This window comes from Paenibacillus sp. FSL K6-0276, from assembly GCF_037977235.1.
Lineage (GTDB): Bacteria > Bacillota > Bacilli > Paenibacillales > Paenibacillaceae > Paenibacillus_AQ.
Window position 1 is genome coordinate 476753 of sequence record NZ_CP150276.1, and the last position, 24259, is coordinate 501011.

Sequence of the window (24259 nt, forward strand, 5' to 3'; positions counted from 1 at the left end):
GAAGTAGCCCCAATAATTATTAGTTCAGCTTCAGCTTATGAACGGCTGCGTCCACTTGTTGAGCGAAGAATAAGGCTGACGATAAAGATCAGAACAATGGCCCCGATCAAAGAAGGGAAGAAGTAGAAATCACTTACTTTAGGTCCCCAGCTTCCCAGAAGCACGCCGCCGAGCCATGAGCCGATAATACCTGCGATAATGTTACCAATAACCCCGCCTGGAATATCTCTGCCCATAATCAGACCCGCTAACCAACCAATGATCCCACCAACAATTAACATCCATAAAAAACTCATGTTACTTCAACTCCTTCGTTTTGTTGTTTTCGATGTCTACTATTAACCTTGCCAATCATGTTTAAACCACTTGTAAAAACTTACATCTGCAAGGTAAGTTCAAAAAGCCAACTTTGATAACGAAGTAGTTGAGGAAGCGGACTCGGCATCGAATATTGAACGAACTTGGGAAGTCCGGTACTCACGTAGCACAACACTACGCTCCGTTCCTCCTTCCTCAAGTAACGTCCAACCTTCTTGGTTCTGAAAGCCGACTTTTTGAACTCTTATTGTAACCGGATAGTTAGGAAATGGCCTTAAAATACGGGCTCGATAATGTATAACAACTATAAACATGCTATAGTGAAAAAATATTATGAAATACTGAGTAAATTGCTATCAGTAAAGGGTAATTAAGAAGTGAGTACAATTTATACAAACAAAGGAGTCGCTACTATGGAACGGCTTAATGAGGTATTGTTTTATGTGGGAACGTATAACCCTGAGGGTGAGGAAGCTATTCTATTATGCTCGCTTAGTCCTTCATCAGGGGAAATGAAGATTCTTGAGGGTACTAAGGGCGTTGAGAATCCATCGTTTTTAGCAGTAAACAGCACAGGCAGCGTGCTCTATGCGGTTAGTGAGAAGGATGAGGGTGAGGTCTATGCTTTTGCGATTGATCCTGTTACTAAAGCGCTGAGTCCACTTGGAAGTCGTCCTACGGAAGGTGGCGCTCCTTGTTATGTCTCGATCAGTCCTAAGCAAGATTACATATTCGTCTCTAATTATTCCGGTGGCAATGCCAACGTATTTCCTGTAAATGAGGATGGTTCGCTTCAGGTCATGTCTGACCAAGTGAAGCATGTAGGTTCAGGAATTCGTGAAGATCGTCAGGAAGCTCCGCATCCACACTCCGTCATTCCGGATGGAAGTGGCAAGCATATACTGGTTTGCGATTTGGGACTGGATCAAATTCTGATTTATCGCCTTGAAGAAGGTAAGCTGTCTAAGCATCGGGAGATTAATCTCCCACCTGGTTCAGGCCCCCGCCATCTGGCGGTACACCCTTCAGGACAATGGATTTACCTGGCGAATGAACTAAACTGTACAGTAACGGTATTTGCTAATGATGAACAGAACGGAAACCTCAGTGTTTTACAGCATGTTAGCACGCTTCCAGAGCAATATAATGCGGGTAGTGATGATACAGCTTCCGATATTCATGTATCGCCATGTGGTAGATTCTTGTATGTCTCGAACCGGGGACAAGACGGTATCGCCCTGTTCCATATTGTGGGTTCAACAGGTCATCTTGATGCGGTAGATTGGCAGGTTACAGGCGGACGTACTCCGCGTAATTTCGCTATTATTGGTGGCAAGCTGCTCGCTGCTAATCAAAATAGCGATAATATTACTTCGTTCTCCATCGATAGTGACAGTGGAAGATTAATTCCTACTGGGAATGAGCTGGAGATAAAGTCACCAGTCTGTGTACAAGTATTGTAGGCTGGGGATAGGTTTAGGTTATTGTATGTTTCAATAATAGGGGCTATTCGCGTAATCCATCTAAATAAAAAGGCCTTCCCCTCAGCTGTGTATATGCTGAGGGGGAGGCCTTTAATGGTATAATGGCTAGTTACCTTAAAATATATTTCGAAATCCTAGCTCGTAGAAGCCGATATCATCAAGCATAATCTTATCGCCCACTTCTTCAAGATAGAAGGTGATTTCCGTTAGGTTCTCAGGCTTCAGCTCCGGTTCTTCCTCTTGAAACTGTTCGAATGGCATCTCATAGGTTTGAAAAATAGCTTCGGATAGATCGCCGTACTTCCCATCATTTATTCGTTCCTCAAGCCATGGGAATAATGTGAACTGCGTTTGTGGTAGTGGAAGAATATCCATTACCTCACTTAGCGGCAGGCGTGCTGAGGTATCATTTCTGTCGGTTAACTCGACCTCTACATTGGGAGGTAGCGGAATACTTAGTTCATCTTTGATATCACCATAGATATCTCCATTGAGGTTTGCTAAGGAGAATGTAAGGCCATCTGCGCCTGAAAGGGCAACTTCAGTAACGACATTGTCTTTAAGTTTGATGTTGTAATAGGCTTCTTCATCTTTTTTAGCTGTGCGTTCAAGAACGACACCATAAGTGGCTTTACTCTTCGATTCACGATCTTTTGCGAGCTCTTCCGACCAGGATAATCCTGATGCCTCTGCTGTTCCGAGATTTACGGTATTCTTGTTGCGGTCCTCGTCAAATGTGGCTACTGGCCGATATCCCCCATCCTGGAATCGATTGTAGTAAGTGGTATCCGGCAGCCATTTCAGTCCGCTGCGGTAATCCCGGAACAAGCTCTGGTATTCGCCTTTTTCATGCAAAGTGGTCTCCAGAAAAGCTGACACATACACCTTAGCGATTTGCCGCTGCTTGTCTGCTTCCATAATTTGCGCTTGATTTAAAAAGAGGCCAGCAGGTAATGTCTGATCATACGCGCCCCAATCGCTGTTGAATTGACTGTGATTGGCGTCCGCAATATACAGCGAGCTTTTGAAAGCAGAGGACCCTTGGGAATAGGAAGTACGTATATACTGCCGATCACCATAGAAATCATGTACATCCCCATCGCGAGCCCCTTGCAGAGTCAAATAGTTGACGTCCTTGAGACGGGCTTGCTGTTCATCTATCGTTTTGTCCGTAGGGGCAAGGGCGACTACAGAAGCTATATTAAACCGATTCACAGCCGTCATAACGGGATCGTTTTTGAACCAACGTTCGGCGTCCGCAGCCATAGCCACAGCTTGTCCTCCGCGGCTATGTCCGAGCAGGGCGGTTTTTGTGAAATCTATTTTTTGATAAAAAGGATTGCCTGGTTCATCCGAGAAAGCTGCAAGCTGTTCCAGATGTTTCAGAATGATCCAGGTTCGTACTTTGAAATCATTGTCCGGAATACCGGACCAAGCAGAATAGTTCAGGAAATTCTCATCCAGGGAAATCGTGATAAAGCCTCGGCTGGCCAAGAGTTCACCGAGATAAGCGTACCCTCCGTCAGAGTAATCTTCCATCATATGATTTCCGTGCACCATCAGCACTACCGGATAGGGACCTTCGCCCTCAGGCATCCATACACGGCCGTTCAGTGGAAGTGCACTATAATCGAATCCCCAGAATAAAGTGCGCAGTTTTGACCAATCCTTAATATAAGCAGAAGCATCCACTGTAGAAGAGATCACACTTGTATCTTTGCCGTACTCAACACGATGCAGATCGTTACCGTTGGCATAGGTGAAGGTCTGATAAGCTTGATTGCCAGGTTTTCCTGGATTGGAGGCAGTCAGTGGAATCACATCTGAATCGCTGATATCAATGGGTTCCAATGTAGGCAGTTCCTGCACTCCGTTTGCCAGAGCAAGTTGGGAAAAAGTCACCGTAATGGTAAGCAGAATTCCCAGTGTTACTCTTTTGCTGCGTAGCAGACCGATGGCTAATCCACCTAATGCACCTAGTAGTGACAGAAGAACAGCAATGAGAGCCGCAGCTTCAATCTCAAAATCAGAGTAATATAAGATTAGTAGAATAGCTCCAACATCGCTCAATACACAGCCTGCGAATAGTCGTGGGACGCGCAGTCCGGTCAACGCTATTAGTACGGCTATGATATTGCTGGAAATTGCCAGCAGAATGGTGCTTGTACCTGCAGCAAGTGCAATATCAGTAACCACCCCTAATCCAGTGGGTATGCCTAATACAGCAGTTGTGAAAGCCAAAAAGCAAACGATCCAAAGACCAGCGATCGCAGTCCTCCAGACCGTTGTATCATAACGGTAAGTTCCCCTAATTCTTCGTCTGATTTCTTGAGTCATACGCCTGTGAAGCCGTGGTCTTAGCGGCGCAGGAACGTACTCTAAATCCATACCCATGATTCTCACTCCCGACATTAAACGGTAATTTCTCTAGACCATAAGCTGTAGCAATAATATTACTTTATAGCATCAATAACAAGTGGATCTTACAGGAACCCACACCATTGCCTGTATAGCGTGGTACTTGAAAAATTCTTTTGTCATTGGTTGGGGAAAAAGGTTTGACACAGTTGAAGGGTTTCAGTATTATATCCATATAACCAACTAAGTGGATAGGAATAATTTAATAAAGTTCTTACCGTACGAACGGAGGAACGCCTGCATTAGGCTCGCAGACACGTGTCATAGGACCGGTTTGACCTGCCATACGTAGGCTTTCCTCCGTTCTTTTTGTTACCGCCAAGCTTAAACGCCTCGGCGTCCTAATAAGGACGGTAAGCGTTTAAGCGAGAAATATAAGGATAATGTATAACGTAAAACTTATACTTTCTTATATTTTAAGAAAGAAATGAAGGCAAGAAAAACATGGGGAGTGGAAAAGATGAAGAAAAAAATGAATAAAGGGCTTCTTGTAGGATTTACCTTGTTGCTGACGGCAGGACTTACTGCTGCTTGCGGCGGCAATAACAATAGCGGCAATAGTTCTAGTTCGGCAACGGACACACCAGCAACAACCAACTCAGCGGAGGCCACGAATGCTGCTGAAGCTACAAAAGCTCCATCCAAAGATCCGGTGGAACTGCTCAACGTGTCCTATGATCCTACTCGTGAGCTATATGCGAACTATAATAAAGCTTTTGCAGCTTATTGGGAGAAAGAAACGGGACAAAAGGTCATGATTAAACAATCTCACGGTGGATCAGGTAAACAAAGCCGCGCTGTGCTTGATGGGTTGGAAGCGGATGTGGTTACACTGGCCCTTGGATATGATATTGACGCCTTGCAGGGAAAAGGTCTTATCAATGAAGACTGGCAAAGTAAATTCGATCATAATAGTTCACCTTATACCTCGACGATCGTGTTCTTAGTACGCAAAGGGAATCCGAAAGGAATCAAAGATTGGCCGGATCTGCTCAAGGAAGGCGTAGAGGTGATTACACCGAATCCGAAAACATCAGGTGGCGCACGTTGGAATTACTTGGCGGCATGGGGCTACGCGCTAGACCACAACAATAATGACGAAGCTAAAGCCGAAGAGTTTGTAAAAGAACTGTTCAAGCATGTTCCGGTGCTGGATACCGGTGCGCGCGGTTCGACGACCACTTTTGTAGAGCGTGGAATTGGCGATGTGCTGATTGCATGGGAGAATGAAGCTTATCTTTCCGTTGAAGAGCTAGGCCCAGATAAATTTGATATTGTGAATCCATCCGAGAGCATTCTGGCTGAACCGCCGGTAGCAATAGTAGATAAGGTTGTGGATAAAAGAAATACGCGTGAGGTGTCCGAGGCTTACTTGAAGTATCTCTATAGTGAAGAAGGACAAAAAATCGCGGCTGAGAATTATTACCGTCCTACACTAGATAGCGTAAAAGAACAATATAAAGATAAGTTCCCAGATATTAAGCTATTCACACTAGCTGACAAATTCGGAAACTGGAAAGAAACGCAAGAGAAGCATTTTAACGATGGCGGGATCTTTGACAAGATCTATGTGCCAGGGGCTAAATAACGGATTATTGAAATGAAGTTTATGCTTATGAGATTTGTCCCGGCAGGGGCTGATCGGCTAACATGCCGAAGGCGAGAAAGGATGAATAGGGGATGAATGTCACCGCAACTACTACAGCTGTATCGGCGACAACGCGGAGAAAGATACTACCCGGTTTTGGGATTACGATGGGGTACAGCGTACTTTACCTGAGTCTCGTTGTACTCTTGCCACTTTCAGCATTGTTGTTCAATTCTACTGGGCTGAGCTGGGCGAAATTCTGGGATGTAGCTACCGATCCGCGTGTATTGGCTTCGTATCGTGTCAGCCTATCTACAGCAGCGGCTGCTGCTTTTGTAGATGCTATTCTAGGTCTCTTGCTGGCGTGGGTACTAGTGCGTTACGAATTTCCGGGCAAAAGAATATTTGATGCGCTGATCGATCTTCCGTTTGCCTTGCCTACGGCTGTAGCTGGTGTCTCCTTGACGGCTCTCTATGCTACGAATGGCTGGATCGGGTCGTGGCTTGAACCGCTTGGATTAAAGGTGGCATTTACTCCACTCGGCATTACTCTAGCCTTAATGTTCATCGGTATACCTTTCGTCGTGCGAACGGTACAGCCGGTGCTGGAGGATTTGGACCGAGATATGGAGGAAGCCTCGGCAACCCTCGGCGCAGGCCGCTGGAGAACCTTTCGTTCAGTAGTACTGCCTGAGCTGTTCCCGCCGCTGCTAACAGGCTTTGCTTTGGCATTTGCCCGTGGTATTGGCGAATTCGGCTCTGTCGTGTTCATCTCCGGCAATATGCCGATGCGAACGGAGATTGCTCCGCTGCTTATTATGTCCAAACTGGAGCAGTATGATTATGCCGGAGCTACTGCCGTCGCGTTGCTTTTGCTTCTCATTTCCTTCTTGATGCTGTTAGTCATTAATACGCTTCAGCGTTGGGTGCGTAAGACTTCTCGGTAAAGTATTTGAGGTTTACGCTCTATACTTCAAGTACTTTCGTATTAAGGGCTTGCTGAGCGATTCTTAGCGAAGCTATACCCTAACAGGTAAATGACGACTTTATTTTACGAAGCATTCTTGCTTCCGTAAAATGCAGAACCTTCCGGTAGAATGAGGACTCGAAGAGTAATCTGGGTTTTAGGAGGAGCGATAGCGATCTCGAAGTTTTGAAACCAGATGGCTGGTAAGAAAGGAACGGAGAGGAATTTGCGGTTAGAGGAGCGATAGCGATCTCGGAGTTTGAAATTAATAACTGGTAAAAAGGAATGGAGAGGAATTTTGGAACTGGAGAAGCGTTAGCGTTCGCCTTTATCCTCGGATTTCTACCGCGAGGAGCGGTTCAAATCAGGAAATCTGAGGATAACAGCGATCGGAAGTCCAATATTCCTCGGAGTGACTCCTTACCAGTAAACAGAAAATAACAAATTAGGAGATAGCAGATCATCCGATAAGTCCAATAATCCTCGGAAGTGACCCATTACCAATAGTCATGTTTTAAGAATTCCAGAGACAATAGACGCCTGTTAAATCCCAAATTTACTCGAAGACACTTCATATTTCCCGTAGATTTTGTATTTTTAAAAAGCAAATCATGCTTTCGTAAAACCCTTTAAAGGAGGAATAATTTTGGCAGGTACAGTCCCACTCCAAGCCCCCAAGCTGCAGAAGAATACGTCCTCGCCAGCGACAACGGAATCCACGATTGTAAAATGGGTGTTGATTGGAGCTGCAGGACTAGTTCTTTTTTGGCTGATTGCTCTGCCTTTGGTTGTCGTGCTGACAGAGGCGCTAAAAAAGGGCTGGAATGTATATATAGCTGCCCTGACTGATCCAGATGCTCGTTCCGCTCTGCGATTGACGCTGCTTGTTGCGGCGATCACTGTGCCACTGAACACTTTCTTTGGTGTTGCGGCGGCATGGGCAGTTACTAAGTTTCGCTTCCGTGGCAAAGGGTTTCTCATTACCTTGATTGATCTCCCATTTGCAGTATCGCCGGTGATCGGCGGTCTGATCTTTGTGCTCGTCTTCGGTGCCAATGGTTGGTTTGGTCCTTGGCTGAGCGCACACGATATCAAGATCGTATTTGCTCTTCCGGGGATCGTGCTCGCTACGCTGTTTGTGACGTTCCCCTTTGTAGCGCGTGAATTGATCCCACTGATGGAGGATCAGGGTACACAGGAGGAAGAGGCAGCGATTACCCTCGGAGCACACGGGTGGCAAATCTTTTTCAGAGTCACGCTTCCTAATATTAAATGGGGTTTATTATACGGCATTATTTTGTGTAATGCGCGGGTCATGGGTGAGTTCGGCGCAGTCTCTGTGGTTTCCGGACATATACGCGGGGAGACGAATACACTGCCGCTGCACGTTGAGATTTTGTACAATGAATATCAATTTTCAGCATCTTTTGCAGTAGCTTCACTGCTCCTGTTACTGGCCTTGGTGACGATGATTATAAAAAGCTGGTTATCACGAAAAAATGCCCATTGACAGTATTTTTGGTTCCGTGCTAAGTTAATTCATAGTATACTAGTTGGTAATAACGGAATTTTGAAAATTAGGCGGATATAATCCTTTGGATGGGGAAAGGGAGGCTAGAGAATGGCTAAACCGCTGAAAGTGGATGATTTATGGCTTACGCGGATTGCAGGACTTCTGGATGATATGGAATTTGGCTCATTGCACATCGTGGTGCACGAAGGTCAGATTGTTCAGATGGAGCGTACGGAACGCAAACGTTTTGAGAATGGCAGTGGCAACGCAAATGGGCGTTACATTGGTGAGAGCGGAAGCCGGCGGGCCGATTCCCAATCGGCAGGACGTTGATACAATCTCTAGGCAATCATAAAGGTATATATCATATTTGAGGATAAACGCTAATAACCCACTCCTGGATAGGAGCGGGTTATTTTTCTGTCGATTCATGTGCTCTTTTTAATAACGAGGAGCCTGACGAGAAGAGGAAATTCCTTCAAACAGCAGTACGAGTGCAGTGATGCCATGCATGACCCAACCTACGATAGGGATAAACGCTAAAATCGAGGTGAGAATGCCTAGAACGTTCCCTACGATGGGCTTCCGCTCTCTTTGCAGGATAACAATGGCTACAGCGTGGAGCAAAAAGGCAATGGCAAGAGGGACCCAACCATTAGCTATAATAAAGAGACCGCCGATGACAGGCAGAGCCAGAAAAGCCTCATACACACACGTTCCCCATTTAAATAGCTTTGCTACAGGAGACATTATGCTTCACCAACCTTTTTAGAATATTGTTATAGATACTATTCCACACAGTTAGTAATAGGATTCAAGAATATAATACTTCCCACTACGGTGGATGTGTTTGCTTGCTTTATTTTTATGTAATGACAAATAGATCATTTCAAAACAACGAAGCCGGTGAGTCTTGCCTGTGCACCATACAGTCGTATATAGTTGGAACAGCAATGCTGAACGGTGCTAAGCTTAGTTTATTGTAAGAAGCTAGGAGGAGAGCGGTATGGGGATGACAGGAAAGCTGGATATACGCCATGAATGTCCTTCAGTGGAACAGTATTTAGCGCTGAGAAAAGAAGCTGGGCTGAGTGAATTGAGCGCGGAAGGTGCTGCGATAGGGCTGCCTCATTCTATTTTTGCGGTAACTTTGTATGAGGAGAATACCTTAATCGGGATGGGCAGGGTGATTGGTGATGGAGGATGCTTTTTTCAGGTCACGGATATCGCAGTAAAGCCTTCACATCAGGGCCGCGGTTTAGGAAAATTGATCATGCGTGAAATTAGGGAGTTCCTTAATACTGTACCGGATAAGGCTTATGTAAGTCTGATTGCAGATGGGGAAGCCTCGAAATTGTATGCACAATATGGCTTTGAATCGGTTATGCCACGTTCTCAGGGAATGTTTTTGCGTCGCTAATCCGAGTACATGCTGCTTAGTAGGGAGAGTGCCCCTTGTATTGGTAAGGGGTTTTTCGTCTGGAAGCTAATTGCTGGGGATCTGATTTCAATGGGACCTCATGGGATAAATAATGTTTAAAGGTTGTAAGGGAAAAGCTATTGAGGCGAGTATTAAAAATATAAATTAAGTAGGAAGGTCGTATGATGGCCTTACCCGGACAAAGTGAGGAAAAAAAGATGGATGTTGTAGTATTGGGTGCATCAGGAACGATTGGAAAGGCGATTGTACAGGAGGCGTTAAAAAGAAAACACGAGGTAACAGCTGCGGTGCGCAATCCAGAGTCAGTGACCCTTGAACATGAACGTCTACACATCACAACGGTGGATATTCTTGATCCTGCTTCAGTAGCTGCTGTGGTCAGTGGACATGAAGAGGTAATCAGTGCTTACGGGCCGGAAGCTGGCCACGAGAAGGATCTGATTACAGCGGCAAAAGCGTTGGTGGAGGGCATGCAGGTGGCAGGGCTCAATCGACTGTTAGTTGTTGGTGGTGCAGGCAGTTTGAAGACTGAAACTGGAGAGCTGTTGATGGATGCGCCGGATTTTCCAGCCGAGATTAGACCACTGGCAGAAGCACATGCGCAAGCTTATGAAATCTACAAAAACACAGAACTGGACTATACGTATGCCAGTCCTGCTGCGGTAGTTCAGTCAGGTCGACGTACAGGTCAATTCCGTATTGGATTGGACCGTCTTATTCTTGATGAGAATGGCGAAAGCATGATCAGTGTGGAGGATTTTGCTGTAGCTATGGTGGACGAGCTGGAGGAAGGGAATTTTAGCCGGGCGAGATTTACTGTAGCTTATTGATATTTAGCTTGCGCTAAATCAAGCATATTCGAGATGCTTTGAGACGTTGTGGAAGGCTAGGTCATGAAGAGATGCTGGACTTTTGAGTAGAAGCCGAGAGGGGCCAAATCATGTTTCTGGTAACTGCTGAGCAAATGCGGCATCTGGATAGTGAAACGATCCAGCGGCTGGGGATTCCAGCCATTGCGCTGATGGAGAACGCGGGGAGAGTCATTGCACAGGAGATCATCGCGCTGTGCCGGCGGAGAGGTAGAGAGGGTTGCAGGAATGCAGCCGAATGGGAAGACGCCGGGCTGAAGGATGCCGCGCTGGATGGGAATGGCGCGGCATTTCAGGTCAGCGCAGATCATGCGCTGACCCTGGACAATGCCGCCGCCGAGCGATGGTTCATCCTCGTCGGCAAAGGCAACAACGGCGGCGATGGCCTCGCCGCCGCACGGTACCTTCGCGAGACGGGCATCGCTGTCACGCTCGTCTATGCGGTGCCGCCGGAGTCGCTCTCCGGCGAGGCCGCCCTGCAGCGCGATGCGGCTGCAGCCCTGGGCCTGCCTGCCGTGGTATACGGCAGGGACCGGCTGGACCTTGCCGAGTGCAGCGGCATCTTGGATGCGCTGCTCGGCACCGGCGCCGCGGGAGCCCCGCGCGGCGCCTATGCGGAGCTGATTGCCGCAGCGAATAGCAGCGGCAAAGTGATCGTGTCCGCGGACATCCCGAGTGGTCTGAACGCGGACACAGGGGAGACGCATGAGCCTTGCATTCATGCGTCGGTGACGGTTTGCCTCGCGTTTCTTAAACGAGGCCTCCTGCAATACCCCGGCGCAAGCGCAGCGGGGCATGTGAAGATCCGGGCCATCGGCATTCCGACTTCTCTGGCCCCTGAAAGCGGTGTGCAGGTTCACCTGCTGACACCGGAAGTGCTGCATGCCCATCTGGGCGTTGATCTGGCCCGTCGGCGTTCGCCTGAAGGCCATAAGGGTACATATGGGCATGTACTTCTTGCCGCTGGCACCTTACGGATGAGCGGTGCCGGACTGCTCTCTGCCCGTGCTGCGCTCCGGGCAGGTTGCGGATTGGTGACATGGGCGCTTCCTCAGAAGCTGCTGCCCTTTATCATCGGTTCTGCTCCTGAATTGATGCTAGCCGATGTTGGTGGCAATGAAGATGGAACATGGAATGCAAAGACTATTTCCGAACTACTGAAGCTAGGCACTGACCGAGATGTTCTTGCCGTTGGTCCTGGTCTTGGTCGCTTCAAGGCCGATACAGAATGGCTTCGCAATCTTTGGGAAGGAACGGATTGTCCTCTGGTCATCGATGCGGATGCCTTGAATATATTAGCTGAGGCTGATTACAAGGGCTGGGCAAGTAGACGCCATCCCGTGATTCTGACACCTCATCCAGGTGAGATGGCCCGGCTTGCCAGCATAACAACGGCTGAGGTGCAACGGGACCGAATCGGTCTGGCCTTGAGCTATGCGAAAGAGCAAGGGGTTACGCTCGTATTAAAAGGAGCGCATACGGTTATAGCAACACCTGAAGGGCAAGCTTATGTAAACACCACAGGCCATCCCGGTATGGGCACTGGTGGAGCCGGTGATGTGCTAACGGGCATGATTTCCAGCCTGCTGGCTCAGGGGCTTAATGCTGCGCAGGCAGCAACTTTTGGTGCATACCTACACGGATTAGCAGGGGAGAGGGCAGCCCGTCAGCGGAATAATCAGACGGCCATCATTGCAGGCGATATCATTGAAGCACTCTGAGTACTATTTATAACAGCAGTAAGCAGAGTAGTGGCAGAAATAGTGCAAACACAGGCAGTAACAGAGGGGATCGTTCCACGCCTAGTTGCGTAACTCGCAGCAGTAGTAGTCCCAGAATTCCACCTAGACCCCATAGCAGAAGCTCTGCACCTTGTTCCGCTGCCAGCCATAGACCAGCACCGAACCCTGCGGCTACGTATACAACAAGGGAAACGACAGGGGATGTGGTACGCAGAATACGCAGCAGAACATCTGCTACTAATGCCGCCGGCAACCCATAAGCATAAATGGCATAAGGAACCGACAGGGGCCAACCTTCGGGTACGCCATTATTTTGTGGAAATCCAAGCATAAGTAAGGAGATAAGAACGTATGTTAGCCCTGCGCAGGCTAATTTTGTTAATGCGTACATGCCACTTGTTAAACGGATAGAAGGAATATCATAATCGGGTATCTTGTTCATAGGTATACATTCCTCTCGAGGTGTGTTGTGTGTCAGCTTGTACCCATGTCTTCACCGTTGACATGAATACAGATCGGCGGGGATTCATCAGACTTTCTAGACCTGCCTTGCGGTTTTGCTGCTGTGTGGGGAAAGTAATAGGCGACTCCTTACATCCTGTTCGTTCCCCATAATAGGGGTAGGTGGGATTCATTTTTCTAATACACTCCTCCTTGCCTTCTATCTTCCGTATATTTCTATGCATTCGCCCAGAAAAGCGTGCGCTGTCTTCTATACATACACATGCTCTTTTAACCTAGTCGGAGGGGTGCTTGTCCAAAATGAATGATTGGCGAAATGTCGATGATTTGAATCATGGAACCGCGGTTCAGAAAGAGGTCTATAACCTTCTTAAGGAACTAGATATTATGAATTTGCTAGCGGATTATAACCCTATGCTGGTTGGCACAGTACCGCTTGGAATTCAAGTTGAGGGCAGCGATTTGGATATCATATGTGAGGTTCATGATCCTGCGGAGTTTAAGGCGCTAGTTGTTCGATATTTTGGAGCCATGGAGGGGTTTGTTAGCGAATCGCGAGTGGTTCAAAGCATCCCTCGAACGAAAGTTAACTTTATGGTAAGGGGCTGGCCTATAGAACTGTTTGGACAGCCGAGGCCAACGGAGCTGCAGAATGGTTATTTGCATATGATCGTTGAGGCTGAAATCTTAGCTCATATGGGTGATGATTTTCGTCAGCAGATCATCATGATGAAATCAAATGGATGGAAGACAGAACCTGCCTTTGCGAAAGCTCTGGGATTAGAGGGCGATCCTTACGAAGCGCTGCTGGAGCTAGAAAAGCTTCCTCGGAGCGCTCTTTATGCTTTATGTCATTCTGTACAAGCGAGGGACCAAGTATGATTTATAGGGAAATGGTCGTGGATGATTATGAAGCTGCTTATCAGCTGTGGGAGTATACAGAGGGGATGGGACTCAGCGAAGCGGATTCAAGGCTGGAGATTATACGTTATCTGGAACGTAACCGAGGCTTTAGTCAGATTTGTGAGAATGAAGATGGTCAGATTGTAGGCACGGCATTGTACGGACATGATGGGCGAAGAGGTTACATGTATCATGTTGCAGTTAGTGATGACTGCCGGAGAATGGGTGTTGGTCGTAAGCTTGTGACTCGCTGTGTTGAGAATCTTCGCGCAGCCGGCATTGCCAAGTGCCATCTGATGGTTATTGAAAGCAACGAACAAGGAAGAGAGTTCTGGGAAGGAATGGGCTGGCAGTATAGAGGTGGAATTATGCTGTACTCTCAGGATATCTTGTGATACACAGGACACGTAATACAAATACTACCTCTGAATACCGCAATGTTAGGCATACGAATATCACAGCAAATATCACAGTGAACTCCGACTGCTAGTGCAGTATACTATATAGGAGTACGATAATTGCCTATTCTTGCAGGCAGGAGGTCTATTATGCGTTTTAAGGATGTATTCTCAATTATTGGTCCAGCAATGGTCGGTCCATCAAGCTCACATACCGCTGGGGCGGCCCGGATCGGGAGAGCTGCAAGGCAGGTGCTGGGTGAAATACCACGTGTGGCAGAAGTAACGTTCTTCGGTTCTTTTGCAGCAACTTATCAGGGACATGGCACAGATCGAGCGATTGTTGGAGGGTTACTTGATTTCACTACCGACGATCATCGGCTTCCAGATTCCCTAGAACTGGCGGTTGAAGCCGGTATGGAGGTTTCTTTTAAGCAGGGAACGGGCTTGTTTCCACATCCCAACACGGTTAAGCTGCATCTTATCGGACAAGAAACCGGAAGCAAACTGACACTAACAGGGACATCTATTGGTGGCGGGAATATCGAGATTGTCGATATTGACGGTTTTGGAGTGAAGCTTACGGGGATCTATCCGACGGTTCTGATTAACCATATGGATTATTTGGGTGTTCTGGCGAGTGTTACGGAAGTGATGCGTAACGGACAGTTTAATATAGGGCATATGTCTCTGGATCGTAAGAATCGCAGCGGTGCAGCCTTAACGGTGCTGGAGCTGGATGAAGCGGCTACACCAGAGCTTATTGAAGCGCTTAAAGCGCTCACTGCTGTGAAATCCGTGAAGTTGGTTAATTTAAATGAAGGTAAGCGAGATGAGAAGGGGAAGGAAAGTTTAACATGAATTTTCAAACACTTAGCGAGCTGGCTGTATTGTGTGAGGAACGCGGCCTTACGATTGGAGCACTAATGCTCGAAGAGCAAAGCGCGGAATCTGGGCGTTCCAGTGAACATGAATTTTCCACGATGCGTGAATATTATGAAGTGATGAAAGAGGCTGTTCATCGCGGGATGAATGAAGATACAACTTCGCGTAGCGGCCTCACGGGAATGGATGCCCAGCGTGTAGGCGCATATAACGCAGCTGATGAGCCGTGCCTGGGTGGACCCGCAGGTCAAGCTATGGCTTACGCGCTGGCTGTATCCGAGGTGAATGCTTCTATGGGCCGGATCATTGCGACGCCTACTGCTGGTTCATGCGGGATTATTCCAGGTGTATTCCTCAGTTGTCAGGAACGATTTGGCTGGGATGATGACTATATGGTATCAGGGTTGTTCGCTGCCGGGGCAATCGGTTATGTCATCGCCAATAATTCGTTTGTATCGGGTGCGGAAGGTGGCTGTCAAGCCGAGGTGGGTTCAGCCATCGGGATGGCCGCCGGTGCTTTAACCGAGCTACGCGGAGGAACGCCTGCACAAGCAGTGCATGCTGTCGGACTGGCGCTTAAGAACACATTAGGTCTGATTTGTGATCCGGTTGGAGGACTTGTAGAGATTCCATGTATTGTTAGAAACGGATTCGGTGCAGTTACCGCACTCGCAGCCGCAGATATGGCACTGGCTGGTGTTCGAAGTGTTATTCCTTCAGACGAAGTCATAAAGGTCATGCTTGAGGTAGGCTCAGCTATGCCAGAGAAACACCGCGAGACCGCAGGAGGCGGTTTAGCACAGACACCTACCGGTCGTAAAATCATGCAGGATTTACGCAAAAAGAAGTAATTCCTACGCCTTAAATCACAATTCGTAATTTTAGAGCATCTTGAAGCGTTCCAACTGTTCCCATAGACCTTCTTGCCGAAGGATTTCTGCCTGCCTTGGTCCAATGAGGTCGAAGTGGGGAAACGATGAACGATTATGAATATATTTGGCAGGCAAGCCATTCTCCTCGCACCAATGTTTCAGTGTGGTAAGATCACTACAGCCCACCTTGGTGACGGTAGTGATGCCAGGAAATCGTGGATCCAGCCAATAATGAGTCATGAAGGCGATCTCACCTGCGGAGACCGCTTTTTTCCACCGGGATAGTTCTTCTCTGTTGATACCGAAGGCCATTACGTCTCATCCTTATCTATTGTAGTTGACAACATTATAACCCATGAAAGGGGATTACATCATGAACGGACAAGTAAGAGCGGATATTCGTCCTGGGCTTGAAGTGGATATTGTGCTTAAGCAGGATCAACCTACAGGCAAGCTAACACACGGTACGGTGAAAGATATTCTCACGAACTCACCTCGTCATCCGCATGGCATTAAGGTCAGATTGACTAGCGGACAGGTAGGACGAGTTAAGAATATTACAGGGAACTAAATAAACCCTACTTCTCCACATTAAAAAGCCACCCTAATCTCAAGGCATCTGTTCACGGGAACAGAACAACCTCCGAGATTAGGGCTTTTTGGTTTAAGATGTTACATTCGACCCATAAAATCCTCAACAGATTTATCGGCTTTGGTCTGATTACATAACGTGCAAGCGCAGACGCAATTATCTGGGGTTGTATGGCCGCCTTTAGCACGAGGTAGTAAATGATCAATAGTGTCCCCATAAGCGCCGCAGAAGTAGCAGATGTAGTTGTCTCTGGCTAGTATATAAGCGCGAAAATCCTTATTGCTATACAATCGCCTTATGGTTCGGCGGTTCACAACGATAGCGGCATGTTCCCTGACTAGAGTAATCGCAAGCTCTAGATCGATCTCCTGATGCCAGCGCCGTCCCTTATCGCTATGTCCACGCATTAGAATCATCCCTTTGGCAGAAGGAATCAATTGGGTTAGATCTTCAGGATTTAGCTTCGTGCCTTGAGAATGTGGATGTTTTTTTCGCTGCTCCAAACCTCGTACGCGGCGGTTCGGATTGGATTGTCCTGAAGAAGCAGAAGCGGAAGGCGGCTTTCCCTCTTTGGAGCGTTCTAGTAGAGAGTGCTGATGGGTTTGGATCGTATCAAGCTTCACCAGTAAGGGGTTTGCTGTGAGCTTTATATTTAGTGTTTCCCGTTGCTTCCGACACTCACGGCAGGCACCACGGCGTGACTGCCCCTTGGAACGTTTGCCTGTACGTCTGCGAAATTCAGAGAGCGGCTTCTGCTTGTGGCAATAAGCACACTGTTTGTTAGATAGAAGATCGGTATCGTTCATAGGTATGTTAGGTGCAGCGCATGTGTACGCCTGTCCTGTCTCCTTGTTTTTTAAAATATAAGAAACTATAAGTTTCACACCATACTTTATGTCTTGAATTTCTCGCTTAAACGCTTACCGTCCTTATAAGGACGCCGAAGGCGTTTATACTTGGGATTCAATGGTTTCTATTTATGAGATCCGTCAGGTTAAATATTAGATTCTAAACTTAGTATATCGTAAAGTGCAGCCGTTCACATCGTACGTAAAAAAAACACAAACGCAGCCGATTTTGTGATATGCATCTCGGTGACAAACAGGGAAAACTTGTAAAATAAATGGAGGGGCAAATTCGTTATGTAAATAAGGTTGTTCTAATTCTTACATGGAAATGGGGTAGTGAAATGGAATCAACGAAGGGAAGACCGTTTGCAGTAACATTGCTTTATATTCTTCATATTTTTTTGGGGGTTGGAGCGTTAGGAGGGGGTGGTGCTCTTGTAATAGATCCTAGTGGTGATCTAATGAAAATGCCAACTTCTATGCTGGAAAGATCGCCATTCTCGGATTTTTTATTCCCAGGTATTCTACTATTTATCGTATTCGGTATACCGCCCCTGCTCGTTGTTTATGGTCTGGTCAAGAGACCTCAGTGGCACTTGGTGGATACATTGAATCCTTTTAAGAAAATATATAGCTTCTGGGCTTTGTCTCTGTATATCGGGTTTGGGCAAATCATTTGGATAATGGTGCAGACGTACATGCTGAACAGTGTAGCAATCATACATCTGATCTATATGAGTCTAGGGCTTTTGATTCAAGCTGTTACACTGCTGCCATCTGTACAATGTTACTTTTCGCTGGACGGCGGTACTGAAAGACGTTAAAATTGCAGTGAACAAAAAGCATTTCATTTGTCAGGGCAAGGAGTGAGCCGAATTGACAACGATATACGATATTGCTAAAAGAACCGGTTACTCTCCAACAACGGTATCCAAGGCGTTTAATAATTATTCCGATGTACGGGAGAAGACTCGCCAGGAAATATTCCGGGTTGCCCAAGAAATGGGATATTTGCCGAATTCCCATGCCCGCACACTGACCACTAAGAAATCATGGACCATCGGTGTGCTGTTCGTAGAGAATACGGGATTTGGTATTCGCCATCCTTTTTTTAGCGCTGTGATTGAGAGCTTTAAGAAGGTTGCCGTGGAAAAGGGTTATGCCCTCATGTTTATCTCCAAAGATGTCGGCGGTAAGCAAAGTGGTTATTTAGAGAATTGCAGAATTCGTGGCGTAGATGGCGTTGTTGTCTTCTTGTCCGATTATGAGGATCCGTATTTCCGTGAACTACTTGAAAGTGATATTCCTACGGTTATTGTGGATTTTGAGACTTCTGAGACGCATACGGTTTGTTCGGATAATACAGCTGGGGCACAGCTGGCGGTGGAGTATCTAGCCTCTTTGGGGCATCGAAAGATTGCTCATATATCCGGAGGTATGAATACATTTCCAGGTAAAATGCGGGAGCTAGGTTACAAGACCGCTATGAAGCAGCGAGGCTTTAAAGTGCCCAAACCCTATGTTGTAAACGGAGCCTTTTATTCTCGAGAAAGCGGCTATAACGCGATGCTGCAGCTTCTTAAGCTGCCTGAACGTCCAACCGCCGTCTTTGCTTCGGGTGACTTACTAGCCTTAGGGGCTATTAGGGCAGCCAAAGATAGTGGACTTTCCGTACCAATGGATATTTCAGTTATGGGTTACGATGACATCGATCTGGCCGAGTATGTTACACCTGCATTGACAACGGTGCGTCAGGATACGGAACTTCTTGGAAGCCGAGCTGCAGACATTCTGTTAGCGTCAATTGAAGGGAAAGTGTTAGATAAGGAAGCGATTTTAGTTCCGGTGGAAGTGGTTGAACGGGAATCCTGTGCACCTCCGGTTAGCGCAAATTAGTCGGTAGTAAAATCAGGATAAATCTTGACGAACTGAAAAGAGTCCTGCTAAAGTAAAAGAAATTAATGCTTTCAATTAAATGCTCTTTCAATTGATTTCGAAAGATCATTTTTTTTCGAAACAATCGAAACCGGTTTCGAATCTATAACATCGGAAGATGATCCAGTAAAGACTAGTGCTTTTTAAAAATATAAGAAAGTATAAGTTTCACACCATACTTTATGTCTTAAATTTCTCGCATAAACACTTACCGTCCTTATAAGGACGCTGAAGGCGTTTATGCTTGGTAAGAAAACAATTCAGAGGAGATGGATACAATGGCAAAGGTTCAAACTGTAGTAACTGCAAAAGATACAGGGGAACGCTTAACTCCGAAAGATGTAATTGTTTTTAGCGAAAGAGTAGGATCTGGGTCTGCCGATGTGGAGCTTAAGCCAGAGCAGGAGTTTCAAAAGATGATTGGATTTGGCGGCGCTTTCACGGAGGCTGCAGCTTATACCTTGTCACGTCTGAGTACCGAGAAACGGGCAGAGGTCATTCATCGCTACTTCCATCCTGTAGAGGGATTAGGTTATAGCATGGGACGTGTTCATATTCACAGCTGTGATTTTGCTCTCGGAAATTATACGTATGTTGCTGATCATGATACAGAGCTGGCTACTTTTGATATCTCTCATGATCACAAGTGGGTACTTCCGCTGATTAAAGACGCCATGGAAGTAAGAGGCGGTCCATTTACGATGTTGGCCTCTCCTTGGAGTCCTCCGGCATGGATGAAAACAAATGGAGAAATGAATAACGGTGGATCACTAAAGCCGGAATACGCGGAAGTTTGGGCACGCTACTATACGAAGTTCATTGAAGCTTATGGGAAAGAGGGAGTACCGATTTGGGCGGTTTCCGTGCAGAATGAGCCGGCTGCCGTTCAGGTCTGGGATTCTTGTATTTATAGTGCGGAAGAGGAACGGGATTTTGTTAAAAATCATCTTGGACCGGTAATGCATCAGACCGGCCATTCGGATGTGAACATTGTAATCTGGGATCATAACCGCGATATTATGGTTGAACGTGCCTCGGCAGTATTATCTGATCCTGAAGCTGCACAGTATGTATGGGGTACAGGTATTCACTGGTACGGTGGTGAGGAGTTCGACAAGGTAGAAAAGGTACATGATTTATTTCCTGATAAACATCTATTGTTCACAGAGGGTTGCCAAGAGGGCGGCGTTAAGCTAGGTGAATGGTTTACGGGTGAACGTTACGGAAGGAATATGATTGGCGATCTCAATGCGTGGACAGAAGGATATCTGGACTGGAACCTGGTACTGGATGAGACTGGGGGTCCCAATCATGTAGGCAATCTCTGCGATGCGCCGATCATTGCAGATACGACAACTGACGAGCTGCACTATAACAGTTCCTATTATTATATCGGGCATTTCAGTAAATTTATCGCACCAGGTGCGGTACGGATCGGACTTACGTCTGAAGCTGAAGGGGTTCTATCTACAGCATTCCGTAATCCGGACGGCAGTATTGCTGTCGTACTGATGAATGAAAGTGAAGAGGTACGTAGTGTAACACTAGGAATGGGTGAAGAGATTGCCAGCTGCGAGCTATCGCCTCATTCTATCGTAACGCATCTGATTTCATAAATAATTAACAGTTTAGGAGGACATTATCGTGAGTAATTATTATTTCGATTCAGGTAAATTTGTAATGGAGCAGTTTGACACAGGAAAGCCCTTCTCCAGTTTCTTGCCGGGTCTTGCAGGCCTGAAAGGAATTCCAATGTGGACTTTTTATGTGAACCGGGGGCAAGCGATTTGTAGCTTTGGGGTACGCGATAAAAATTCGCCGATCATGGAATTCTCGCCAGCAAACATCTCTTATAAAGATGTAGGAACCACCGGGTTCCGAACCTTTATTAAAATAAAAGGTGAGCAGGAGATTTATGAGCCGTTTCAATCGGCGCGTCCAGATCCTGCCGCCAAGCGGATCATGACCATTTTGCCTAACGGACTTACCATTGAAGAAAGCCATGCCGGGCATGGTCTGAAGACGACCGTACACTACTTCAATCTGCCAAATGACGATTATGCTGCATTGGTGCGCCGCGTAGAGATTGAGAACATCGGTGGCAAAGAAATTGAGCTGGAGCTGATGGATGGTCTGCCTGAGATTTTACCTTACGGAGTAGAAAACAGTGGATACAAGGAAATAGGTAACCTGCTGCGCAGCTGGATGGACGTATACAATCTTGAGAATGGTATTCCCTTCTATAAACTGCGTTCCAGCACAAATGATAGTGCGCAGGTTAGCGAAATTACAAATGGACATTTCTATCTGTCGTTTACTGGAGAAGGAGAAAAAGTCTCGCCAATCGTGGATTTCGAGGTTGTCTTTGGCGGCAATACCTCTCTTACTTACCCAGACCGCTTTGCAGGATTAACTCTTTCGGAACTGAGTGAGCTTCCGCAATATCCGGTCAACAAAGTTCCTTGCGGCTTTAGTGGGGTGGCTAGACGTTTGGCACCGGGCAGCAGTTTGATCCTGAATACTTTGGTTGGGCATGTAAATGACATCGATAAAATCAATAAGAAAGCAGAGTTATTATGCCGTGATGAATATATCCTGTCTAAATCCCAAGAGGCTGCAGGCCTGACGGAAGATTTAACAGCAGACATTGCCACTCACACTTCATCGGCAGTATTTGATGCCTATTGCCGTCAGTCTTATCTCGATAATTTCCTGCGTGGAGGTTATCCTTTTATCTTCGACAATGGCGAAGATGGTTTTGTAGTTCATCTGTACTCGCGTAAGCATGGCGATTTGGAGCGTGACTACAACTTCTTCTCACTCGCTCCAGAATATTATTCACAGGGGAATGGAAACTTCCGCGATATGAACCAGAATCGTCGGAATGACGTGTTTTTTAATCCTCAGGTTGGTAGCTTCAATATTAAAATGTTCTATAGCTTGATTCAAGCAGATGGATACAACCCGCTCAGCGTTCAAGGAACAACCTTTGAAGTGAAACCGGACAGTAAGGCGCAAGCTGCGGAATGGATCGGGGAAGCTGCGGCAGATCATCAAGCTGAGCTTGTAAAGCTGTGTAGCAGTCGGTTCACACCAGGTAGCTTAGTAAACTATATTGCGGATCATAACGTTACTTTGAAGGTAAGCGAGCAAGAATTTTTATCGGGTCTACTAGCCCTGTCTCAGCAAAACATTGAAGCTGCTTTTGGCGAAGGCTTCTGGTCCGATCACTGGACATATAATTTGGATCTGGTAGTAGGGTATTTGGATATCTTCCCGGACAAAAAGCAGGAGCTTCTATTCGGAGATAAAACTTATGCGTTCTACGATAGCCCAGCGTATGTGCTGCCACGTAGTGAGAAGTATGTAATTAGTGACGGTAAAGCTCGGCAATATGGCGCTCTTCTTGAGGATGAGGAGAAGCTGCATAAGCTGAAATGGAAAGCTGGAGATACCCATTGGCTGCGCACTGAAGGTGGGCACGGTGCCATTTACCACACCAATCTGTTCGTGAAGATGTTGTCTCTTGCTTTGAATAAATTTGCTACACTTGACCCTTACGGCATGGGTGTGGAGATGGAAGGCAATAAGCCGGGCTGGAACGATGCTATGAATGGTCTGCCAGGATTGTTTGGCTCCGGAATGAGCGAGACTTTTGAACTGAAGCGTACCGTAGTCTTTTTGCTGGATGTACTGAAAGGTGCAGACAATGTACAGGGAGTTGTAAAGCTGCCAGAAGAAATTGCACAGCTGCTTGAAGAGGTATATCGCGCGGTAACGGCTGTTCTTTCGGGAGATTTGGAACAATTCAATTATTGGGACACTGTAGCTTCAGCGCGTGAGGCTTATAGAGCACGTATCCGTTTTGGTATTACTGGGGCTGAGTCTAAAGTAACCTTAGAATACATTCGTGAAGCCCTCTCCAAGTTCTTGGTCAAAATTAACGAGGGGATCAACAAGGCGGTAGAACTCGGTAACGGACTTACCCCAACCTATTTCCGCTTTGAGGCGAAGAAATTCCAGCAGGTAATAGATGCTGAGGGTCAACCGGTAATTAGCGGATACGGTCTGCCAAAAGCTGTGGTGGAGGAGTTTGAGGTATATGCATTGCCATATTTCCTTGAGGGGCCTACTCGCTGGTTGAAGACGCTGAAAGATCTGGTGCAAGCCAAAGAAATCTATAATTTGATTAAGCAGACAGGGCTGTACGATCCAACAACGTCAATGTATCAAACCTCGGTTAGTCTTGAGGGAGAGTCTCATGAGATCGGACGAATGAGAGCCTTTACGCCGGGCTGGCTAGAGCGGGAGTCCAACTTCCTGCATATGTCCTACAAATATTTGCTTGAGCTGTTGAAAGGCGGGCTTTATGAGGAGTTCTACGGAGAACTGAAGACCTCACTAGTTCCGTTCCTTGATCCTGCTGTTTATGGACGCAGTACACTGGAGAACTCATCCTTTATTGCGACTGGAGGCAATCCTGATCCGGGTAATCATGGTAGAGGTTTCGTAGCAAGACTTAGCGGTTCGACTGCGGAATTCTTAAGTATGTGGAGAACAATGATGGCTGGAAGCCATATCTTCAGAGTGGAGGATGGTGTGCTTACGCTGTCACTCGACCCGGTACTGCCGGGTTGGCTGTTCGATGAACAAAGCGAACTTTCTTTCACATTCCTAGGGGCTACAGAAGTCATCTATTCTAATCCTAAACGTGAGAATACGTTTGGAGAGAATAAGGTTGTTATCCAATGCTTGATGCTTATATATCGCGATGGAACTGTGACTAAAATTTCCGGATCACTCGTACGAGGTAAAGAGGCAGAGGCTCTGCGGCGTGGAGAAATTAAGCAAATTCGAGCAGTATTGGCATGAAAATCGAGGGGCGGGTTTAGGCTCGCCCTTATCTTTTTCTCCAAATATAAGAAAGTATAAGTTTCACGTTATTCATTATCCTTATATTTCTCGCATAAACGCTTACCGTCCTTAAAGGACGCCGAAGGCGTTTTAGCTTGAACCCGAAAAAT

24 protein-coding genes are annotated in these 24259 nt (G+C 46.7%); 17 read left to right on the forward strand and 7 right to left on the reverse strand.

The window, feature by feature from the left end:
• Positions 1-35 precede the first annotated feature (35 nt).
• Positions 36-296: a GlsB/YeaQ/YmgE family stress response membrane protein gene (locus MHH52_RS02205; RefSeq protein WP_234532655.1), complete on the reverse strand. Its 261-nt coding sequence runs from the start codon at positions 294-296 to the stop codon at positions 36-38.
• Positions 297-731: 435 nt separating this feature from the next.
• Here MHH52_RS02205 and MHH52_RS02210 point away from each other — a divergent pair, with 435 nt between their 5' ends.
• Positions 732-1781, forward strand: a complete 1050-nt coding sequence (locus MHH52_RS02210) for a lactonase family protein (protein WP_340006392.1) — start codon at positions 732-734, stop codon at positions 1779-1781.
• Between the two features lie 135 nt (positions 1782-1916).
• Here MHH52_RS02210 and MHH52_RS02215 read toward each other — a convergent pair whose 3' ends face one another.
• The gene (locus tag MHH52_RS02215; protein ID WP_340006394.1) at positions 1917-4196 is read right to left on the reverse strand and encodes an alpha/beta hydrolase; all 2280 of its coding nucleotides are present in this window, start codon (positions 4194-4196) and stop codon (positions 1917-1919) included.
• 484 nt (positions 4197-4680) lie between these two features.
• Here MHH52_RS02215 and MHH52_RS02220 point away from each other — a divergent pair, with 484 nt between their 5' ends.
• From MHH52_RS02220 to MHH52_RS02235, 4 genes are all read left to right on the forward strand, one after another.
• Positions 4681-5808: a sulfate ABC transporter substrate-binding protein gene (locus MHH52_RS02220; RefSeq protein ID WP_340006396.1), complete on the forward strand. Its 1128-nt coding sequence runs from the start codon at positions 4681-4683 to the stop codon at positions 5806-5808.
• Between the two features lie 92 nt (positions 5809-5900).
• Positions 5901-6755 carry a sulfate ABC transporter permease subunit CysT gene (gene cysT / locus MHH52_RS02225; protein ID WP_340006397.1) on the forward strand — a complete coding sequence of 285 codons (855 nt, stop codon included), beginning with the start codon at positions 5901-5903 and terminating at the stop codon, positions 6753-6755.
• Positions 6756-7421: 666 nt separating this feature from the next.
• The gene (gene cysW, locus MHH52_RS02230) at positions 7422-8285 is read left to right on the forward strand and encodes a sulfate ABC transporter permease subunit CysW (protein WP_340006398.1); all 864 of its coding nucleotides are present in this window, start codon (positions 7422-7424) and stop codon (positions 8283-8285) included.
• Positions 8286-8396: 111 nt separating this feature from the next.
• Complete coding sequence (locus MHH52_RS02235) at positions 8397-8621, forward strand: YezD family protein (RefSeq protein ID WP_313639843.1); 225 nt, start codon at positions 8397-8399, stop codon at positions 8619-8621.
• A gap of 108 nt (positions 8622-8729) precedes the next feature.
• Here the strand turns inward: MHH52_RS02235 and MHH52_RS02240 are convergent, their stop codons facing one another.
• On the reverse strand, positions 8730-8999 hold the full coding sequence (locus MHH52_RS02240) for a hypothetical protein (protein ID WP_313639844.1): 270 nt from the start codon (positions 8997-8999) through the stop codon (positions 8730-8732).
• A 301-nt stretch (positions 9000-9300) separates the two neighbouring features.
• Here MHH52_RS02240 and MHH52_RS02245 point away from each other — a divergent pair, with 301 nt between their 5' ends.
• The 3 genes from MHH52_RS02245 to MHH52_RS02255 all read left to right on the forward strand — a co-directional run bounded on the left by MHH52_RS02245 (position 9301) and on the right by MHH52_RS02255 (position 12319).
• Entirely contained in the window at positions 9301-9708 is a 408-nt protein-coding gene (locus MHH52_RS02245) for a GNAT family N-acetyltransferase (protein WP_340009461.1), read from the forward strand.
• A gap of 218 nt (positions 9709-9926) precedes the next feature.
• Positions 9927-10559 (forward strand): NAD(P)H-binding protein, encoded by a 633-nt coding sequence (locus MHH52_RS02250; RefSeq protein WP_340006399.1) that lies wholly within the window; start codon positions 9927-9929, stop codon positions 10557-10559.
• Positions 10560-10669: 110 nt separating this feature from the next.
• Positions 10670-12319, forward strand: a complete 1650-nt coding sequence (locus tag MHH52_RS02255; RefSeq protein WP_340006401.1) for an NAD(P)H-hydrate dehydratase — start codon at positions 10670-10672, stop codon at positions 12317-12319.
• 7 nt (positions 12320-12326) lie between these two features.
• On the opposite strand, the gene MHH52_RS02260 is transcribed toward MHH52_RS02255, so the two are convergent.
• Positions 12327-12782, reverse strand: a complete 456-nt coding sequence (locus tag MHH52_RS02260; RefSeq protein WP_313639846.1) for a hypothetical protein — start codon at positions 12780-12782, stop codon at positions 12327-12329.
• Complete coding sequence (locus MHH52_RS02265) at positions 12760-12975, reverse strand: hypothetical protein (RefSeq protein WP_340006403.1); 216 nt, start codon at positions 12973-12975, stop codon at positions 12760-12762. Before MHH52_RS02265 ends, MHH52_RS02260 begins: the two co-directional genes overlap by 23 nt.
• A gap of 127 nt (positions 12976-13102) precedes the next feature.
• On the opposite strand from MHH52_RS02265, the gene MHH52_RS02270 reads away from it, so the two are divergent.
• The 4 genes from MHH52_RS02270 to sdaAA all read left to right on the forward strand — a co-directional run bounded on the left by MHH52_RS02270 (position 13103) and on the right by sdaAA (position 15839).
• Positions 13103-13684, forward strand: a complete 582-nt coding sequence (locus MHH52_RS02270) for a DUF4269 domain-containing protein (RefSeq protein WP_340009463.1) — start codon at positions 13103-13105, stop codon at positions 13682-13684.
• Complete coding sequence (locus tag MHH52_RS02275; protein ID WP_340006404.1) at positions 13681-14100, forward strand: GNAT family N-acetyltransferase; 420 nt, start codon at positions 13681-13683, stop codon at positions 14098-14100. Before MHH52_RS02270 ends, MHH52_RS02275 begins: the two co-directional genes overlap by 4 nt.
• A gap of 153 nt (positions 14101-14253) precedes the next feature.
• The gene (gene sdaAB / locus MHH52_RS02280) at positions 14254-14964 is read left to right on the forward strand and encodes an L-serine ammonia-lyase, iron-sulfur-dependent subunit beta (RefSeq protein ID WP_340006405.1); all 711 of its coding nucleotides are present in this window, start codon (positions 14254-14256) and stop codon (positions 14962-14964) included.
• Complete coding sequence (gene sdaAA, locus MHH52_RS02285) at positions 14961-15839, forward strand: L-serine ammonia-lyase, iron-sulfur-dependent, subunit alpha (protein ID WP_313639851.1); 879 nt, start codon at positions 14961-14963, stop codon at positions 15837-15839. Before sdaAB ends, sdaAA begins: the two co-directional genes overlap by 4 nt.
• 30 nt (positions 15840-15869) lie before the next feature.
• Here sdaAA and MHH52_RS02290 read toward each other — a convergent pair whose 3' ends face one another.
• The gene (locus MHH52_RS02290) at positions 15870-16172 is read right to left on the reverse strand and encodes a hypothetical protein (protein WP_340006406.1); all 303 of its coding nucleotides are present in this window, start codon (positions 16170-16172) and stop codon (positions 15870-15872) included.
• Positions 16173-16233: 61 nt separating this feature from the next.
• Between MHH52_RS02290 and MHH52_RS02295 the strand changes: the two genes are divergently transcribed.
• A complete protein-coding gene (locus MHH52_RS02295; RefSeq protein ID WP_042184438.1) occupies positions 16234-16431 on the forward strand; it encodes a YwbE family protein in 198 nt (65 codons plus the stop codon).
• A 101-nt stretch (positions 16432-16532) separates the two neighbouring features.
• Here the strand turns inward: MHH52_RS02295 and MHH52_RS02300 are convergent, their stop codons facing one another.
• Entirely contained in the window at positions 16533-17258 is a 726-nt protein-coding gene (locus MHH52_RS02300; protein WP_340006408.1) for an HNH endonuclease signature motif containing protein, read from the reverse strand.
• A gap of 383 nt (positions 17259-17641) precedes the next feature.
• Here MHH52_RS02300 and MHH52_RS02305 point away from each other — a divergent pair, with 383 nt between their 5' ends.
• The 4 genes from MHH52_RS02305 to MHH52_RS02320 all read left to right on the forward strand — a co-directional run bounded on the left by MHH52_RS02305 (position 17642) and on the right by MHH52_RS02320 (position 24107).
• Positions 17642-18124: a hypothetical protein gene (locus MHH52_RS02305; RefSeq protein WP_340006410.1), complete on the forward strand. Its 483-nt coding sequence runs from the start codon at positions 17642-17644 to the stop codon at positions 18122-18124.
• A 52-nt stretch (positions 18125-18176) separates the two neighbouring features.
• On the forward strand, positions 18177-19196 hold the full coding sequence (locus tag MHH52_RS02310) for a LacI family DNA-binding transcriptional regulator (RefSeq protein WP_340006412.1): 1020 nt from the start codon (positions 18177-18179) through the stop codon (positions 19194-19196).
• Positions 19197-19513: 317 nt separating this feature from the next.
• Positions 19514-20851, forward strand: coding sequence for a glycoside hydrolase family 30 protein (locus MHH52_RS02315; protein WP_340006414.1), 1338 nt, complete (start codon positions 19514-19516; stop codon positions 20849-20851).
• Positions 20852-20879: 28 nt separating this feature from the next.
• Positions 20880-24107 (forward strand): cellobiose phosphorylase, encoded by a 3228-nt coding sequence (locus MHH52_RS02320; RefSeq protein ID WP_340006416.1) that lies wholly within the window; start codon positions 20880-20882, stop codon positions 24105-24107.
• Positions 24108-24259 lie beyond the last annotated feature (152 nt).

Coding starts and splice junctions, on each gene's coding strand:
- MHH52_RS02205 (WP_234532655.1), bottom strand. CDS start 296: ATGAGTTTTTTATGGATGTTAATTGTTGGTGGGATCATTGGTTGGTTA.
- MHH52_RS02210 (WP_340006392.1), top strand. CDS start 732: ATGGAACGGCTTAATGAGGTATTGTTTTATGTGGGAACGTATAACCCT.
- MHH52_RS02215 (WP_340006394.1), bottom strand. CDS start 4,196: ATGGGTATGGATTTAGAGTACGTTCCTGCGCCGCTAAGACCACGGCTT.
- MHH52_RS02220 (WP_340006396.1), top strand. CDS start 4,681: ATGAAGAAAAAAATGAATAAAGGGCTTCTTGTAGGATTTACCTTGTTG.
- cysT (WP_340006397.1), top strand. CDS start 5,901: ATGAATGTCACCGCAACTACTACAGCTGTATCGGCGACAACGCGGAGA.
- MHH52_RS02235 (WP_313639843.1), top strand. CDS start 8,397: ATGGCTAAACCGCTGAAAGTGGATGATTTATGGCTTACGCGGATTGCA.
- MHH52_RS02245 (WP_340009461.1), top strand. CDS start 9,301: ATGACAGGAAAGCTGGATATACGCCATGAATGTCCTTCAGTGGAACAG.
- MHH52_RS02250 (WP_340006399.1), top strand. CDS start 9,927: ATGGATGTTGTAGTATTGGGTGCATCAGGAACGATTGGAAAGGCGATT.
- MHH52_RS02255 (WP_340006401.1), top strand. CDS start 10,670: ATGTTTCTGGTAACTGCTGAGCAAATGCGGCATCTGGATAGTGAAACG.
- MHH52_RS02260 (WP_313639846.1), bottom strand. CDS start 12,782: ATGAACAAGATACCCGATTATGATATTCCTTCTATCCGTTTAACAAGT.
- MHH52_RS02265 (WP_340006403.1), bottom strand. CDS start 12,975: ATGAATCCCACCTACCCCTATTATGGGGAACGAACAGGATGTAAGGAG.
- MHH52_RS02270 (WP_340009463.1), top strand. CDS start 13,103: ATGAATGATTGGCGAAATGTCGATGATTTGAATCATGGAACCGCGGTT.
- MHH52_RS02275 (WP_340006404.1), top strand. CDS start 13,681: ATGATTTATAGGGAAATGGTCGTGGATGATTATGAAGCTGCTTATCAG.
- sdaAB (WP_340006405.1), top strand. CDS start 14,254: ATGCGTTTTAAGGATGTATTCTCAATTATTGGTCCAGCAATGGTCGGT.
- sdaAA (WP_313639851.1), top strand. CDS start 14,961: ATGAATTTTCAAACACTTAGCGAGCTGGCTGTATTGTGTGAGGAACGC.
- MHH52_RS02290 (WP_340006406.1), bottom strand. CDS start 16,172: ATGGCCTTCGGTATCAACAGAGAAGAACTATCCCGGTGGAAAAAAGCG.
- MHH52_RS02295 (WP_042184438.1), top strand. CDS start 16,234: ATGAACGGACAAGTAAGAGCGGATATTCGTCCTGGGCTTGAAGTGGAT.
- MHH52_RS02300 (WP_340006408.1), bottom strand. CDS start 17,258: ATGAACGATACCGATCTTCTATCTAACAAACAGTGTGCTTATTGCCAC.
- MHH52_RS02305 (WP_340006410.1), top strand. CDS start 17,642: ATGGAATCAACGAAGGGAAGACCGTTTGCAGTAACATTGCTTTATATT.
- MHH52_RS02315 (WP_340006414.1), top strand. CDS start 19,514: ATGGCAAAGGTTCAAACTGTAGTAACTGCAAAAGATACAGGGGAACGC.